General features: G+C 30.2%; 14 protein-coding genes. 11 read left to right on the top strand and 3 right to left on the bottom strand.

All coding sequences use genetic code 11. From position 1 onward, the window contains the following. Positions 1-111: 111 nt before the first annotated feature. A complete protein-coding gene (locus KKC53_01720) occupies positions 112-1923 on the top strand; it encodes an aldehyde ferredoxin oxidoreductase family protein (protein MBU2597888.1) in 1812 nt (603 codons plus the stop codon). A gap of 151 nt (positions 1924-2074) precedes the next feature. Here KKC53_01720 and KKC53_01715 read toward each other — a convergent pair whose 3' ends face one another. Together KKC53_01715 and KKC53_01710 are read right to left on the bottom strand one after the other, a co-directional pair. After that, positions 2075-2350 (bottom strand): MoaD/ThiS family protein, encoded by a 276-nt coding sequence (locus KKC53_01715; protein ID MBU2597887.1) that lies wholly within the window; start codon positions 2348-2350, stop codon positions 2075-2077. A gap of 32 nt (positions 2351-2382) precedes the next feature. After that, complete coding sequence (locus KKC53_01710; protein MBU2597886.1) at positions 2383-3573, bottom strand: glycosyltransferase; 1191 nt, start codon at positions 3571-3573, stop codon at positions 2383-2385. Between the two features lie 242 nt (positions 3574-3815). On the opposite strand from KKC53_01710, the gene KKC53_01705 reads away from it, so the two are divergent. Continuing rightward, positions 3816-4991: a hypothetical protein gene (locus KKC53_01705; protein ID MBU2597885.1), complete on the top strand. Its 1176-nt coding sequence runs from the start codon at positions 3816-3818 to the stop codon at positions 4989-4991. A 131-nt stretch (positions 4992-5122) separates the two neighbouring features. Here the strand turns inward: KKC53_01705 and KKC53_01700 are convergent, their stop codons facing one another. Beyond that, complete coding sequence (locus tag KKC53_01700; GenBank protein ID MBU2597884.1) at positions 5123-5458, bottom strand: hypothetical protein; 336 nt, start codon at positions 5456-5458, stop codon at positions 5123-5125. A 263-nt stretch (positions 5459-5721) separates the two neighbouring features. On the opposite strand from KKC53_01700, the gene KKC53_01695 reads away from it, so the two are divergent. From KKC53_01695 to nusB, 9 genes are all read left to right on the top strand, one after another. After that, the gene (locus tag KKC53_01695) at positions 5722-7251 is read left to right on the top strand and encodes a YifB family Mg chelatase-like AAA ATPase (protein MBU2597883.1); all 1530 of its coding nucleotides are present in this window, start codon (positions 5722-5724) and stop codon (positions 7249-7251) included. Between the two features lie 62 nt (positions 7252-7313). After that, on the top strand, positions 7314-8525 hold the full coding sequence (gene dprA, locus KKC53_01690; GenBank protein MBU2597882.1) for a DNA-processing protein DprA: 1212 nt from the start codon (positions 7314-7316) through the stop codon (positions 8523-8525). 165 nt (positions 8526-8690) lie between these two features. Then, positions 8691-9068, top strand: a complete 378-nt coding sequence (locus tag KKC53_01685) for a type II secretion system protein GspG (protein ID MBU2597881.1) — start codon at positions 8691-8693, stop codon at positions 9066-9068. A gap of 77 nt (positions 9069-9145) precedes the next feature. Continuing rightward, complete coding sequence (locus KKC53_01680; protein MBU2597880.1) at positions 9146-9886, top strand: A24 family peptidase; 741 nt, start codon at positions 9146-9148, stop codon at positions 9884-9886. 124 nt (positions 9887-10010) lie between these two features. Continuing rightward, positions 10011-11159 carry a class II fructose-bisphosphate aldolase gene (locus tag KKC53_01675; protein MBU2597879.1) on the top strand — a complete coding sequence of 383 codons (1149 nt, stop codon included), beginning with the start codon at positions 10011-10013 and terminating at the stop codon, positions 11157-11159. A 75-nt stretch (positions 11160-11234) separates the two neighbouring features. Then, positions 11235-12314, top strand: coding sequence for an aminopeptidase P family protein (locus KKC53_01670; protein MBU2597878.1), 1080 nt, complete (start codon positions 11235-11237; stop codon positions 12312-12314). Positions 12315-12335: 21 nt separating this feature from the next. Continuing rightward, the gene (gene efp, locus KKC53_01665) at positions 12336-12896 is read left to right on the top strand and encodes an elongation factor P (GenBank protein MBU2597877.1); all 561 of its coding nucleotides are present in this window, start codon (positions 12336-12338) and stop codon (positions 12894-12896) included. Between the two features lie 17 nt (positions 12897-12913). Further along, a complete protein-coding gene (locus KKC53_01660; GenBank protein MBU2597876.1) occupies positions 12914-13273 on the top strand; it encodes an Asp23/Gls24 family envelope stress response protein in 360 nt (119 codons plus the stop codon). A gap of 85 nt (positions 13274-13358) precedes the next feature. Beyond that, positions 13359-13775: a transcription antitermination factor NusB gene (nusB, locus tag KKC53_01655; protein ID MBU2597875.1), complete on the top strand. Its 417-nt coding sequence runs from the start codon at positions 13359-13361 to the stop codon at positions 13773-13775. Positions 13776-13784: the final 9 nt, after the last annotated feature.

Genomic DNA, 13784 nt, shown 5'->3' with positions numbered 1-13784 from the left:
TATTATTTTTAAATAAGGAGGTAATTCACATAAAATAAGGTTTTTTCAGTTAGCGTAGACAACAAACCTTTTGATACTTAAAGTTAAAAAGACTTGAAAGGAGGTAAGAATATGTTAGGAGGTTATGCTAATAGAATTGCTCGCATTGACCTTACCAATGGTGAGATCAAGTATGAGGAGATCGATGAGGAAATAGCACGCAAGTATGTTGGTGGACGAGGCATGGGAGTGAAGTTTCTCTTCGACAATGGACCGGAGGTCGAAGCTTTCTCTCCAGATAATATTTTATGTGTGATGGTAGGTCCATTGACAGGTACAGCAACTAGAGCTAGCGGTAGGCTATCTGTTGTTACTAAGTCTCCACTAACAGGAACCTGTACTGATTCCCATATGGGCGGTTGGACGGGTGCGAAGCTTAAGTGGGCTGGCTTCGATGGTCTGGTCTTTAAAGGAAAAGCTGAGAAGCCAACCTATGCTTATGTAGAGAATGGGAAGGTCACTCTCTACGACGCTTCACACATGTGGGGTAAGGGTGTTCATGATACTGTTAAATTAATGCGCCAGAAGTATGGAGAAGATGTAGGAATTATGTCTATTGGTCCTGCTGGGGAGAACCTTGTGAACTTTGCTGCTTGGATAAATGCTAATAATCGAGCATCTGGACGGGGTGGTACTGGTGCTGTAGGGGGGAGTAAAAATCTAAAATGCATCGTCATTAAAGGAGACAGAGTGAATATGCCAAAGCCAGTGGATGCAGAGATATTTGAAGCAGCTAATAAAAAAGCCTTAGATAAGATCAGGGAAGTACCCACAACCATACCAAAGACAGGTGATCTACATACTTATGGAACAAATGTTTTAGCAAATATGGTAAACGAAATTGGGGCTTACCCAACCTACAATGCTAAACGTACTGATTTCCCAGAGATAGAGGATGTTAGTGGGGAAACTGTATCAGAGACAATATGGGTAAAGAGTCCAACTTGTTATATGTGTCCTGTGGCTTGCAAAAAGGAAGTAGAAATTACTAAAGGCAAGCACAAGGGACTTCATATGGAGAGCATGGAGTATGAATCAGTGTGGGCTTTTGGTGCAATGTGTGGTAATAGTGATCCTAATGCCATTGCTGCAATGATTGATCGTTGCAATGATTATGGCTTGGATACTATCGAGACTGGTGATGCTTTAGCTATGACTATGGAAGCTACTGAGAAAGGTTTAGTTGATGGTCTCAAGTGGGGAGATACAAATGCTATGTTGAAGTTAATTAAGGATATTGCCTTCCGAAAAAGTTTAGGCGATGACTTAGCTGAAGGGATGGATCCTTGCTCGAAGAAATGGGGAGATCCCAGTATTGCTATGACTGTCAAGGGTCAGTCCATTCCTGCTTATGATCCACGTGGCTTAAAAGGGATGGGTATTGGTTACGCCACATCAAACCGTGGTGCTTGTCACCTGCGTGGTTACACCCCAGCAGCAGAGGTCGTTGGCTACGTTCTTGGTGAAGCGAGCACTGTTGACCCTCTGGAGTGGAAGGGTAAGGGCGAGTTAGTCGGGATCTTCCAGAATGTATACGGTTTCACAGACAGCCTTAATGTCTGCAAGTTTGGTACTTTTGCTATTCCGCTAGATGTGTATGCTGGGCTATACTCAGCGGTTACAGGTGTACCACTCGATGCCAATGGATTACTGAAGATCGGGGAACGAGTCTACAATCTGGAGCGATATTACAACAACCTCAATGGATTCCGCGAAGGTTCCGACTATTTACCGAAACGTTTCTTAGAAGAACCGGGAACAGGAGCAGCAGCGGGTTCGGTATGTGAGCTGGATGAGATGCTAGAAGAGTACTACACTTTCCGTGGCTGGGAGAATGGTGTTGTGCCTGAAAGTAAACTTAAGGAGTTAGAGATCATCGAGTAGCCCATTTCTTCGCAGAGATAGTGAGAGATCAAAATATAAGGCAGTTGGCAGTTGATGTTCGACTGCCAACTGCCTTTTTAGCACTAAGTCGCAACTAGCTGAAAGTTAGTAGATGAGTAACTTCAAGTAATATGGATTTAGCTAGTTATCATTAACCACCACCCACAGGTGGAAAAAGTGCAAGATAATCATTCTTTTTTAAGATTGTATTTAAACCCTCTTTGAATTCTATGTTGCGACCTTTGACCAAAACCCTTATTGATCGCTGGAGGTTACCTTCTTTATCAAATATCCGTTTACCTAGTTCAGGGTTGTTGGCTACAAGTTTCTCAAGTACATCTCGCACTTTATCACCAGCTTTCGCATTCACCTCTACTTCCTTGGAGTTCACATACTGTCTCAGTGTAGCAAATATTTTCACCTTCATATTTTACCAAGCCTATCTAATATTTAAATTTGTTATTTTATAACTTTTTTATAAATATCTATTAATTCTTTTACATTTTTTCTCCAGGAAAAATTTTCTAAGGCATATTTTGCAGCCAATTTACCCTTTTTACTCTTTGAATCTGATTTTATCTCTTTAATAATTTTTTTTGCTAAATCTTCTGGTGAATCTTGTTTTACAAGTGCTCCAACTTCTTCATTTAAAAAATCTTGTGGACCACCATTAATTGTCCCTATAACTGGAGTCCCACAAGCGAGTGCTTCTATAGCAACTAAACCAAAAGCCTCTCCCCTGGATGGAACAACAGCTAAATCAGCTAAATTGTAGATCTTTGAAACCACATTTTGATCATGATGACCTAAAAAATAAAACCTTTTTAATCCCATTTCATTAGCAAGATTTACGAGTTCATCGTATAACTCTCCATAACCAACAATCAAAGTAATAACATTATCTAAGACTTTTTCATAGATTGATGCTGCCTTAATGAGAACATCTACACCTTTAAAATGAGTAAGTTTTCCAACAAAGCAAATAACCTTTCCTACTTCTAAAGGTAATCCCAGTTCATTTAAAAGTTTTTGACGATCTATCTCTTTTATTCTAAATATATCTGAGTTAAAACCATTAGATATTACCTTTATCTTTTTATCACTAATATCAAATAAATTTAGTATATCTTTCTTAACTTGATTGGAAATTGCAATAATAAATGAAGCTGATTTAACAGCATCAATTGTCATATTTCTATACCTTTTACCTTTTCTAAATCCAATTAAATCGGTACCATGGCAGGTTGTACAAAAAGGTATTCCTGTTTTTTTAGCACAATATGAGGAAATCCAGAGATGTTGTGCATGTATGATGTCAGGATTAAAATCTTCTTTAGCTTTATAAATAAAGTCTAATAAAGTATTAGTGTAATCTGAAATTTGAGTATCTGTTAGTTCATAAAAAGTAGTATTACTAAATGGATGTGTAGTAAAACAAGGAAAGTTGAATGGTAAATGAAAGTTCTTATTAACACCATTTGAGAATATTATAGATCTCACTAGAAAATCCTTATTTGTTACTTGTTTGTGGTCAGGTGCTATAACCATTACTTCATGACCTAATTTTAAAAGCACATCAGCCACATTTTGAGTATAAATACCACTCCCTGAACCTTCTAATGGAAAATGATTTATAAGTAATATTCTCATAATATTAAATATTCTTAGAATAAAATTCTTTAGTAAAATTATTAGATATCATTTTACAATCAAAAATTTTTTATGAATTTTAGAAAAATTACAATAATTAATTAATAGAATCTATTTATAAATAAGATTATTAGAATTTTATTATTACATATTTCAATTATAATTATCTACATTAAGGATTATTTGTAATGTTAATAATACATATTAATTATTGATTAATAAAATAATAGGATAATAAAAAAATGGTTAAAAAGAGATTTTTAAAAGTATTAATAAAAATATTAACAATTTTTATTTTCTTTTCCATTCTTATATTAATTTTTTTCAAGCCAATTAATAGGTCATTAAAAGCAATCCTTTTACTATTAGATTTATTTGGTCCAGAAAAAATAAAACCTATAAACTTATTTGAAGAAAAGCATTTATCAACTGAATTAGAAATTAAAAGCAGTAAAAGAGTAATATCAGCAGATCTTTATCGACCAGATGATATTAAGAAACATGCTGCATTAATCTTTGTTCATGGTCTTGCTTCAGAAGGAAAAGATGATACCCGTTTAATTCCCCTGATACATTCATTAGTTCGCTCAGGATTTGTGGTTTTAGTTCCTGATTTTTTAGGAATGAAATCACAAAGAATCAGAGTTTCTGATATTGAGGAAATTGTAGATAGTTTTAAATATTTGCATAGCTTAACTAACTATGTTCACCAAGATAAGATAGGAATTATGAGTTTTAGTTATGGTGTTGGACCAGCAATATTAGCAGCTTCTGATGATCAAATAAGGGACTTGGTTAAGTTTGTTTTCTGTTATGGTGGGTATTATGATCTAAAAAATGTGATAGCTTATGTGACAACTGGATATTATGAATATAAAGATGAAAGTGGATGTTTAAAACCTTATGAACATGGTAAATGGCTTTTTATTAAATTTAATTTGGATTTAATTGAAAATAAAAACGATAGAAAAATTTTAGATGAAATTTCTAATTTGAAATTAGAGAATCTCAGAGCTAATGTAGATGTTTTAAAAGAAAAATTAGGGGAGGGAGGATTAAATATTTATAAACTTTTAACCAATAAAGATTATAAAAAAGTTAAAGTTTTAATTGATAAATTAAATCCCAAAATAAAAAAATATATAGAGGAACTTTCACCTATCAATAAAATAGATAATTTAAAATCATACCTACTAATAGCTCATGGTTATCCTGATATCTCAATTCCTCATACAGAAAGTATTAGACTTGCTGAAGCAGTAGGTGAGGATAATTGCCATCTTGTAATTTTAAAAATTATTGGACACACAGAAGCATTTGAGATTAAACCAACTATAAAGAATATATTCACTTTTTATATTCCAGAAATTTCCAAAGGATTTCTTATTATATATGATTTAATGAAACAACAAAATTAATTAAGAATATTTTAAGCAATCCTTTTCCTAATCATATTAGTCAATTCAACCTTTGGATACCTATTTTTTCAGTAATTAATTTATACTTCATACTGGTGGACTCAATGAATTTATAAATAAGTAAAATCTTATTATGTTCCTTCTAATATCTTTATGGTTGCAACATCTCTTATTACTTCAATCTTCGTATAATAATTATAATCAACGAAACTATAAAATTCTTTCATAATCTTAGTATATTCTTCATTTTCATATTCTCTAAGAGTATCAAAAGCTGCCATATTCTCTATTTCATATCTATCCTGCCAATCAAGTATACCCATATTAAGAACAGTACAGTAAGTTCCTAAATATTTCCAACCGGGTGACTGTATTTGAGACCATTTATCTTGGATTTCTAAAATCCAATTTTTAAAATCATTGTATTTTCCTTCTTTTACATTATAATGCCATATAACCTGAAGCATCTTTTCACCTCCCTTCTTTTTTTTAATTTTTAAATTATTTACAGATAAAAAAAACTTAGAACTAATTCATTTTATTAAATATATATTCAAAACTAAAAATAGTTATATCACATTTATTTTTTTTAAAGATTTGCTAATTCAATAAAAATATAATACATTTTTATATTAATATATATTTGCATAATTATGTATTTTTTGATAAAATAATTTAGAAACCTAATATTTAAATCATTTCTATAATATTTAAAATTAAAACAATGAATATGTTAGCAAGGTTAGACTCTAGTGGTATTTTTGGACTTGATGCATTTAAAGTTGAAGTAGAAGTATTCCTCACAAAATCTTTACCAAGTTTTCACATTGTTGGGTTACCTGATAAAGCAGTAAATGAATCAAAAGAGAGAGTAAGAGCTGGAATATCATCTTCTGAATTTCATTTTCCTCTAGAGAGAATTACAGTCAATTTAGCACCAGCAGATTTAAAAAAGGAGGGACCAGCATATGATTTACCAATTGCTTTATGTATTTTGTTAGCAACAAAACAGTTAAATATAGACAATCTTGAAAAATATATGTTTGTTGGTGAGCTTTCTCTCAATGGTGATATAAAAAGACTAAAAGGTGCTTTATCAATGGCAATTAATTGTAAAAATGAAGGGAAAGAATATCTAATAATTCCAAAAGAAAATGCTATAGAAGCAGCTATGATTTCTGAAATAAAAGTGATTCCTGTTGAAAATCTAAATCAGGTTGTGGATTTTTTATCAAATAAAATTGATATCAAATCAGTAAATATTGATAGAAAAAGTCTTTTAAAAAGAATCCCAAATGATGATATTGATTTTAGAGATGTAAGAGGGCAATTTCAGGTTAAAAGAGCATTGGAGATTGCAGTAGCAGGAGGTCACAACGTTATTTTAACAGGTCCTCCTGGAGCTGGTAAGAGCATGTTAGCTAGAAGAATTCCAACAATTATATCTGAAATGACTTTTGATGAGATTATGGAAGTAACTAAAATATATTCTATATCAGGATTATTATCTTCCAATTCACATTTAATGAAGAATAGGCCCTTTAGAAGTCCTCATCACACAATAACTGATATAGGATTAATAGGTGGGGGTAATTATCCAAAACCTGGGGAAATTTCATTAGCTCATAATGGAGTTTTGTTCTTAGATGAGATACCTCAATTTGGTAGAAGTGCTTTAGAATCTTTAAGACAACCAATGGAGGATGGAAAAGTTATAATTTCTCGAAATAAAGCATCTTTTACATATCCATCAAAATTTATGCTAATTGCTTCAGCAAACCCCTGTCCATGTGGTTTTTTAGGAGATAGTTTTAATAAGTGTAGATGTTCATATTATCAAATATCTAACTATAAGAAAAGATTATCGGGACCACTTTTAGATAGAATTGATATACATGTTTTTGTTCCAAGATTATCAAAAGAGGATTTAACAGGAGATTCTGATAATGAAAGCTCTGCTGATATTAGAAAAAGAGTACAAAAGGCAAGAGCTGTGCAAAGAAAGAGGTTTTTAAAAGATGCGATAAGTTGTAATGCATACATGAATACAAAACATGTTTCTAAGTATTGTAAGTTAAATGAAGATGCAAAAAGACTTCTTGAGATGGCGATAGAGAAAATGGGTATAAGTGGAAGAGGCTACTATAGAATTTTAAAAGTATCCAGAACTATTGCTGACCTGGATAAAAGCGAGGATATAAAAATAAATCATATTTCAGAAGCTATTCAATATCGGGTTTCAGATAAAAAATATTTCTAATAATAATATATTATCAAACATTCTAAATTAAATATACAGAAGAGGTTGAAGTCAATAACCTAATGAAGAAATATGAAAAAGAAATACTTGTTATGAAGATAATGGCTGTCAAAGGTATGACACCTCGAAAGTTTTATATATTATATGAACAGTTTGGTGAATTAAACAAAATTTGGAATTTTGTTCGAAAGAATAATCAGTTAGAATTTAAATTTAAAAATGATCAAAATAATGAACAAAATATTCATAACACTAAAAATTCCTTCTCAGATGAGCATAATATAGATATCTGGGTTAAAAGCCAGATAATAAGATTGAAGAAAATGAGTGCAAAAATAATGCTTTTTGATGATTTGAATTACCCTCCATTATTAAAAGAATTATACAGTCCTCCACCAATTCTTTATTACATGGGTGACAAACTTACTAATCTTTCGCAAGCAATTTCAATTGTAGGTAGTAGAAGAGCTACTAAGTATGGTAAAAGTGCTGCATGTCAATTGGCTAATCAACTTTCATCATTAGGAATAACGATTGTAAGTGGATTTGCCAGGGGAATTGATACAGCTGCTCATATTGGAGCAAAAGATGAGATTGGTGGAACCATTGCTATTTTTGGAAATGGATTAGATATTTGTTATCCAAAGGAAAATAAGGATTTATATAAAGAATTAATTGGTAAAGGAAGTATAGTAAGTGAATTTCCCCTTGGAACTCCTCCTGAAAGATTAAATTTTCCGAGAAGAAATAGATTAATTAGTGGAATAAGTTATGGAGTTGTAATTGTAGAAGCAGGGGAGAGGAGTGGAGCTTTAATTACAGCAAATTTTGCTCTTGATCAAGGAAGGGAAGTTTTTGCTGTTCCTGGTGCGATTTTTAATGAGAATTCAATTGGTGTAAATCGATTAATCCAGGATGGAGCAAAATTGGTTACAAGTGTAGATGATATTCTTGAGGAATTTGGACTTGAGATAAAAAATATCAAAGATTACGAAGAAAGAAAAAGAAGAAAAAGTAAAGAAGAAATAAGAAAGGAAACCAAAAAAGAAACTGGATATAAAAAATCATTAAATATAGACTCTCTAATTAAAAACCTGAAAAATGAGGAGAAAAAAGTATATTTTATATTGGATGATTTTCCACAACATATAGACGAAATTGTTAAAAAATGTGATTTTAGTATTGCTAAGGCTGGGAATATTCTTACATTACTCGAATTAAAAGATATTATTAATCGTCATCCTGGCAATAGATACTCCATAAAATTTAAATGATTAGTAGCTAATAATCCGATTTATATTCACTTTATCAATTTCCTGTAGTAAAATACATAAAAAATATAAAGAATTTTATATAAACATTAAAAGCAAACTGAAATATTTAAGAGATGTGTATACAGCTCTTGATATTTTTAAAAGTTTTAAGAAATAGGATTTCCGATGAAAGGTGAATCTGGACTAAGTCTAATTGAACTTTTTGTGATTATTTTAATTCTGGCTATATTAGCATCTATTTTTGTTCCTTTTTATTTTGAAATTTTGGAGAGAAAAAGGATATTGAAGGTTAGAGAGGATTTTGAAAATATAGGATTTGCTCTTGAACAATATTTTAAAACTAATAAAACTTATCCTGTTAAAGATGGGGAATTGAATATTTGCTTGAAAGAATTAATTGATAAAGAATATATTGGATCTATTCCTGAAAAAGATCCCTGGGGTAAACCTTATCTTTATACCGGGAAAGAGACAGTTTATATATTTACCTGTATTAGTAAAGAACCAAATATAAAATATTCAAATGGAAAATTTATCTCTTAGTTAAATTAAAATTTATTTATCAGGTGTATTAAATGTATGGTTGTAAACACATCTCTTAAATAGTTCAAATATATGTAATGAATGATTTTGTTTTTATAATTTTATTTATATATTCTGGCTCTTTGATTGGTAAATTCCTTAATAATTTTTTATATGAAAATGCAATAGATAAAAATATTGGGGATAATATTTATATAAGATTTTTTTCATTATGTCCCCATTGTAAGGTAAGAACCAGATATTTTTTTATACCCTTTTTAGATTACATTTTAAATAAAAGGAAATGCTTAAAATGTGATCACACTTTTCCACTAATCTCTCTATTTTTAGAAATATTAACATCAATTTATTACCCCTTTTGCTATTTCTATTTTGTGACCTTTAAAAAGCAACCATTAAAGTTATTACCTGCAATATTTTTTGGAACAATCTTAATTTTAATTTCATTTATAGATATCAAACATAGAATAATACCTAATAAGATAATTGTTCCATCTATAATAATTGGACTTGCTTTACAGATTTTATTCTTTCCTGATAAAACAATGCAGTGGGTAATATTTTCAGTTTGTGCAGGTTTATTTTTTTTAATAATCTCACTGATCTATCCTGAGGGTATGGGAATGGGTGATGTAAAGCTTGCTACTTTTTTAGGAATTCTACTAGGTAAAAAAGTAGTAGTAGCTATTGCAATAGGATTTATAATTGGTGGGTTATTCAGCATTTTTTTATTAATTTTTAAAATAAAAAAGATAAAGGATGAAATACCTTTTGCTCCATTCTTAGCAATTGGAGCAATTCTTGCATATTTTTTTTAAAAAGTATTTCTGCAATATAATTGTATTTAGAATAAAATTAAATATTATCTAAAAATATATGTAAATGAAGCTTGATGTTTAGTAATTATTATGTAATATTAAAAATTTATAGGAAGGAGAGAAAATGAACTACAATAAACCTATTTCAGGAAAATTAATGTTTAATGCATTAAGGGATAAAGATGTAATTGCAATGGCAGTAAATGTAAGAATTAGACATTGCTTACATGGTGTAATGGAGGCTGCAAAAGAAGCAGATGCTGCGATAATATTTGAAATTGCGAAATCAGAGACTGGATATACTGCGCAACCACCTGAAGAATATGCAAATTATGTGAAAGAGATAGCTCATAAAATTGATTTTAATACACCCTATTGCATTCATGGTGATCACATAACGATTCCTGAAAATACATCTGAAGCTATTAAATCAGCAGAGGAAATTGTTAAAAAAGAGGTTGAAGCTGGATTTACATCTTTTGCAATTGATGCCTCTCACAATTTTAATATAGAAGCAGAGACAACAAGAGAACAACTTGCTGATAATATTGAAATTACTACGAGAATTGCAAAACTTATAAAAAGGTTGATGGCAGAGAAAGGAAAGACAAGAGAAGATTATGGACTAGAAGTTGAAGTAGGTGAAATAGGAAAGATTGACCCAGAAACAGGTAAGCAGGAATTAACAACAGTTGATGAAGCAGTAACATTTATAAAATCTCTGCATGAAAATGATGTTTATCCTGATCTTATTGCCATTAACAATGGAACAGTTCATGGAAATATTTATGATGAAGAAGGAAATATAATTCCTATTTTAGGTATTGATGATGAAAGAACTCGAGAAATTGCAAATTCTATTGCTCCCTTTGGTGTAAAAATTGCTCAACATGGAATAACAGGGACACCTCTTGAAATGATGCATAAATTAATTGATGCAGGAATTGTTAAGGGAAATGTTGCTACAAACTTTCAAGATATAGCAATTGAAAATATGCCACCAGAACTTGCTAAAAGAATGGCAGATTGGACCATGAAAAATTATGCTGAGAAAGTTAGAGCCAAGAAACCAGATATTTCTGATAGAGAGATTATTGGAAAGAATATAAAGTATGCTATAAAAGTTTTCAAGCAGGAAATAGAAGATATTGATGATGAGTATAAGCAGAAAATTGCTGATGCAAGTAAAAAGTCTTCAAGTGAATTTATAGAAGCATTTAACGGAAAAGGAAGTGGACAGATTGTAAGGGATTATATAAAAAATCTAAAATAACCTTAAAACAAAATATTTCAAAAGTTATTTATGAAATAATACTTCAATAAAAACTTTTAAATTAAAGGAATATAAATGGATCATGAATTTCGAACAAACAGCATCAGAGAAAAATTTTTAGAAAGTAAATTGGATGGATTTTTAATAGTTGGAGAGAATAACATCAGGTATTTGAGTGGTTTTTTTGGAAAAGGCTCTGGCTCCTGGATTCTTTTAACTAAAAATCAACAATATCTTCTTACAGACTCAAGATTTACTGAACAAGCTAATGAACAGGCACCTTATTATAAAAAATATATATGGGAAAGACCATACATTAAACATTTTTCAAATTTAATAAATGAAATTAAACTTAAAAAACTTGGATTTGAATCAAATCATATCTCTTATCAAGTTTTTCTTAAAATAAATAAGGTAATTCCAAAAGTAGAATTGATTCCCATATCCAGATGGGTTGAAGAAATGCGAACAGTTAAATCAAAAGAAGAGATTGATTTAATAACAAAAGCAGCAAATATATCTGATAAGGCATTCAGTATAATAATTAATGAGATAGAAGTTGGAATGAAAGAGAGAGATATTGCTAACAGGTTGGATTTTATTTTAAGAGATTTGGGAGCTGATAAGGAATCCTTTGATACAATTATTGCATCAGGAATTATGTCGTCTATGCCTCATGCTACTGCTAGTAATAAAGTTGTGGAAGATGGCGATTTAGTGAAATTAGACTTTGGTTCAATCATTGATGGTTACCATTCTGATATGACCAGAATGGTAGTTATTGGAAAATCTAATAGTAGACAAAAAAATATTTTTAATATTGTTTTAGAAGCTCAGACTAAAGCTTTAAGTGCAGTAAGAGCGGGTATAAAATGTAAAAATTTAGATAAGATTGCGAGATATATTATTACTGAAAAGGGTTATGGTGAAAATTTCTTACATGGATTAGGTCATGGTGTAGGATTGGATATACATGAATCACCAGCTTTAACAAAAAATTCTGAGGATATTTTAAAAAAAGGCATGGTTATAACAATTGAACCAGGAATATATTTTTCAGATTTTGGTGGAGTTAGAATTGAGGATTTAGTTTTAGTAACTGATGATGGATATGAGATACTAAGTAAAACTGAAAAAATCTTTTATGAAATTTAGTTTTTTAAAGGAGTTGATTTTTTGATATCACCAACTGAATTTAAGACTGGAATGACTATAGTTATAGATAATGAACTTTATGAGATTATTTGGTTTCAACATTCAAAGATTGCCAGAAGGGGAGCAATGGTAAAAGTAAAACTAAGGAAATTAAAATCTGGAGAAACAATAGAAAAAACCTTCAGAGCAGATGAGAAATTTAAGTTAGCAATACTTGATAGAAAAAAAATGCAATATTTATATAAGGATGGTAGTAATTTAGTATTGATGGATAAAGAAACTTATGAACAGAGAAGTGTTGATGAAAAAAAGCTTGGAGAAAAGATTATCTATCTTAAAGAAGGCTCGGGTATTAAAATAATATTACATAACGGGAAATTGGTATCTCTAGATGTTCCAAATTTTGTTGAGTTAGAAGTAGTTAATACAACACCGGGGTTCAAAGGAGATACAGTTTCATCTCAATCCAAACCCGCAACTGTTGAAACAGGAGCAGTTGTTATGGTACCCATGTTTATCAGCAAAGGAGATATAATTAAAATTGATACCAGAAATGGTGAATATGTAACAAGAATCAAATAGTGTAAGGGAGGTTATACGTGAATATAAGCAAACAAATTGAAATAGGAGAAGTTATTATATCAAGTGATGTTCTTGAAACTATTGTTGGTATTGCTACTCATAAAGTTGATGGAGTTGCTCCATTAAAAAAAGGTTTTGTGTCATCAATCAAGGATAAACTTGGTAAAAAAATTATAACAAAAGGAATTAGTGTCAAAGTTGAGAATAGTAAAGCTATAGTTGACGTTAATATTTCTGTAAATTATGGAAAAAACTTAATGGAAATAGCAAAGAAGGTTCAAGAAGAAGTAGAAAAAGCAATAAAAACTATGACAAACTTAGAAGTGAAGAATGTTAATGTTACTATAAGTGAAGTTAGTATAACTAATGTAAAATAAAAGTAATAAATACATTTATGAATATTAATAAATATTTTTTAATAGACAAAGATTAAAATAATACTTTTATAAGAAAAGGTAATAAATGCTAAAGAGAAGAGAAGCTCGCGAGAAGGCTCTTTTTTATTTATATCAATCAGATTTATTAGATATAGATATTGATGAATTGATTAAAATGGATTTAAAAAATAAAAAAAATATTGATCAATTCACCTTAAAATTGGTAAAAGGAGTTAAAAACAATTTTGAGAATTTAAATGAAATAATTAACTTACATTCATCAAATTGGCAAATAGATAGAATGTCCATTTTAGATAGGAATATGTTAAGAATAGCTCTTTATGAAATTATGTTTGAACAAGAAATTCCTTTAAAGGTTACAATAAATGAAGCTATAGAAATTTCTAAAAAGTATGGTACTAATGAATCTGGTAAATTTGTAAATGGCATTTTAGGAAAAGTTGTTGAAGAGATGAAAATAGATAAAAAAGAAAAAATATAGAGTAGGAAG

Source organism: Actinomycetota bacterium (genome assembly GCA_018830725.1).
Classification (GTDB): domain Bacteria; phylum Actinomycetota; class Humimicrobiia; order JAHJRV01; family JAHJRV01; genus JAHJRV01.
The sequence above is the reverse complement of the archived record's forward strand: the minus strand, read 5'-3'. Positions and strand labels throughout refer to the sequence as shown.

Coding starts and splice junctions, on each gene's coding strand:
- KKC53_01720 (MBU2597888.1), top strand. CDS start 112: ATGTTAGGAGGTTATGCTAATAGAATTGCTCGCATTGACCTTACCAAT.
- KKC53_01715 (MBU2597887.1), bottom strand. CDS start 2,350: ATGAAGGTGAAAATATTTGCTACACTGAGACAGTATGTGAACTCCAAG.
- KKC53_01710 (MBU2597886.1), bottom strand. CDS start 3,573: ATGAGAATATTACTTATAAATCATTTTCCATTAGAAGGTTCAGGGAGT.
- KKC53_01705 (MBU2597885.1), top strand. CDS start 3,816: ATGGTTAAAAAGAGATTTTTAAAAGTATTAATAAAAATATTAACAATT.
- KKC53_01700 (MBU2597884.1), bottom strand. CDS start 5,458: ATGCTTCAGGTTATATGGCATTATAATGTAAAAGAAGGAAAATACAAT.
- KKC53_01695 (MBU2597883.1), top strand. CDS start 5,722: ATGTTAGCAAGGTTAGACTCTAGTGGTATTTTTGGACTTGATGCATTT.
- dprA (MBU2597882.1), top strand. CDS start 7,314: ATGAAGAAATATGAAAAAGAAATACTTGTTATGAAGATAATGGCTGTC.
- KKC53_01685 (MBU2597881.1), top strand. CDS start 8,691: ATGAAAGGTGAATCTGGACTAAGTCTAATTGAACTTTTTGTGATTATT.
- KKC53_01680 (MBU2597880.1), top strand. CDS start 9,146: ATGAATGATTTTGTTTTTATAATTTTATTTATATATTCTGGCTCTTTG.
- KKC53_01675 (MBU2597879.1), top strand. CDS start 10,011: ATGAACTACAATAAACCTATTTCAGGAAAATTAATGTTTAATGCATTA.
- KKC53_01670 (MBU2597878.1), top strand. CDS start 11,235: ATGGATCATGAATTTCGAACAAACAGCATCAGAGAAAAATTTTTAGAA.
- nusB (MBU2597875.1), top strand. CDS start 13,359: ATGCTAAAGAGAAGAGAAGCTCGCGAGAAGGCTCTTTTTTATTTATAT.